Here is a 2,772-nt window from a genome sequence, read left to right on the forward strand (position 1 = left end):
CACACCGCCCAGTATGGACTGGAAAGGTTCAAGGTTGGCGTGTCCACCACTGGCACCAACCCGGCTAACTTCACCATCATCAGCGGTACAAACTACATTCAGGCACCCGATGTTTGGACTGAATACACCTACAGCCTTGCCGATTACGCCACCAGTGAAACTGTTTATGTTGGCATCCAATGTGTTTCGAACGACGCCTTCATCTTCTTCATCGATGATGTGACTGTGATAGGCGGAGACGATGCAAACGATCCTGGCATGCCGGTTGTGGCAACTCAGCTGCACAGCAACTATCCGAACCCCTTCAACCCTGAAACCACCATTTCCTACAGTGTGAAGGAAGCCGCTCCTGTCAGCATCGAGATCTACAACGCCAAGGGACAGTTGGTGAAAACCCTGGTGAATGAAGACAAGGCCTCCGGCAACTACAAAGTTGTGTGGAACGGCCGTGACAACAACAACCAAGCTGTATCCAGCGGTATCTATTTCTACAAGATGCAGGCTGGCAAATACAGCAGCACCAAAAAGATGGTCCTGATGAAGTAATTCATCGGAGTCATAAATCTCCAATTAAGCCCCGGAATTCTCCGGGGCTTTTTTTAATTCTGGCGGCTACCATATTAGAACGAGTCTGTTGGAAACCACTTCAAAAAGCCCTAAACTTTTATCAACCTTATGTTTAGCTTATGAAACATAAGGAATACCAAGGGCGGCAAGCAAGAGAGCATCATATTTATCCCATTCATCCTGCAGTTTCGGCTCATTTTTCCTACAGGTCAGGACCCGTGCCATCTCGGGAAAAATAGACTTGGCGAAAACTTAATAAATGGGGTAACTTCTTTATTATGTGTGTTCTGGCTCAATTATTGCTTGACTTAATATGCATCCGTATTTTAATGCGGATACAGAGGAATTAAGATTGTTTTACTTGGTGATCCAGAAAACGAGTGCGGTATCAACAGAAGAACCATTGTGAGGCGTATCCAATCTTATTCAAGCATTAAGCATTGACATAACATTGAACCAGATGGAGGAAAGGATGAAAAAAACCATAATGGTCATCTTAGCCCTCGGCTTGATATTTTCTTTTGTTTTTGCAAGGGAGATGCAGCCGGGATCAAACCTTAGAATGCTGCCCATGCCCGAGCTGGATGTGAACAAAATCCAGGCGGCACCCAGGTATGGCGCTTCGTTTGCCAAAACCGCTCCACAATACACTTTCAGCGCAAATCCCACCGCGATAATGACAAATTACTATGACTACATGATTGGCAACTATAACGGTCTGCCTCTCAGAGTCATTCCTTATTCCCAAGGTGGCGGATATTTCATGACTTATCATGGACGTCGCGCGGCCACCTCACTCCGCCGCGCTTTCTACACCTATGTGGACGCAGATGGCAACGTGGTGAACAACAACGAGATCACCACCACCTACATCAATGAAGGCTATTCCACCCTGGCTGTGGATCCTGTTTCCGGAAAACCCCTGTATGCCTGGCACGCGAATTACGATGCTGACCCTGAGCTGGAAGTGCTATTCGCTTCCGACGCTTTCATCGCCGGCATTTCCGGTCTTATCAATGATGTGGAAATTGCCATCGACAACCCACAAACCATTACCGCTCCCAACGGCTTGACCACTTACAACAATGAATTCATCTGGCCCACAGCCCAGATCGGCCCTTCTCCTGTGGACGGCAAAAGACGAGTTTATATAGCTGCCCGAAACTCGGTATCACCTTCATACGGTCCGTCTGAAAGCGTTATGATCGCCTATGCTGATTTTGACGGTGACCAAATCGAAGCGGGTGTGCCCATGGTTTGGAACCACATCACCATTCCCGAAATGGACGCTTGGAATGTGGACGCCAACCAGTGGCGCCGTCCCTTCTTGGCACTCACCACCGACAATGCCGGCAATCTCTATTATGCTGGATACCATTCTGCAACTGATGGAAGTGGACAGAACACCATCATCGAGCCCGACATCGACATCTTCGTGTGTCCGAATTATGGTCAGGGAACCTGGACCCGAGTGACCGACTATAGCTGGATTCAAGTTAGCAATCCTCCTGGAACAATTGGTGGAGAAGGCTACTTCCAAGATGACGACGGTGCCGTTGCTGATGGTGAATTGATCTACCGTTTGGCAAACACTACTCACGCCAATGCCAGTGTTGATAATCTTGGTCGCGTCCACTTTTTTGGCGTTTGGGCGCTTTCCACCATTGACGGCGTCTATTGGCCTGCCTTCCAAGTTGTTAAAGAATTCGTCTTTGATCCCGCCAATCAAAGCATCGTTATCAACGATGTGCACCCCAAAAGGCATCCCTACGACGATTTCAACGAAACTTTCGTACCATGGGACATGGAGGCTCCTTTTGGCGAGCCCGAATACACCCAGGCTGATGATGGCAACTACTATCTGGATATAGTTCTGTTAAATAGTCATCCCGGATTCACCTGGCCTTTCCCTCACTGGGATATTACCGCTCACGATGATGCCATGTTCTTCCATTACAGCAATACCAAAATTACCAATGCCAACGCTCAAGGCATGATGGCGGCGGTTTGGCAGGATAGCCAACGTGCCTACTGGTCTAACGTTGATTCCGACGCGGACTACATGGCCTATTCAAACACACCCGAGATTTTTATCGCGGTTTCCGCCAACAATGGATACACTTGGAGCGAGCCCATCAAGCTGAATAACCAGGAAGTCCCACAGCTTTCAGGCATCAAACCCATGTGGGTTTACCCCGCGGACCA

The 2,772-nt window shown here is 48.5% G+C and carries 2 protein-coding genes; both read left to right on the forward strand.

Going from position 1 to position 2,772, the window contains the following annotated elements:
- A partial coding sequence (locus GX135_06125; GenBank protein ID NLN85663.1) for a T9SS type A sorting domain-containing protein occupies window positions 1–546 on the forward strand: 546 nt, incomplete at its 5' end.
- 493 nt (window positions 547–1,039) lie between these two features.
- Window positions 1,040–2,772, forward strand: a 1,733-nt coding sequence (locus GX135_06130; protein ID NLN85664.1) for a hypothetical protein, incomplete at its 3' end; no start/stop codon positions are given.

Source organism: Candidatus Cloacimonadota bacterium (assembly GCA_012522635.1).
Lineage (GTDB): Bacteria > Cloacimonadota > Cloacimonadia > Cloacimonadales > Cloacimonadaceae > Syntrophosphaera.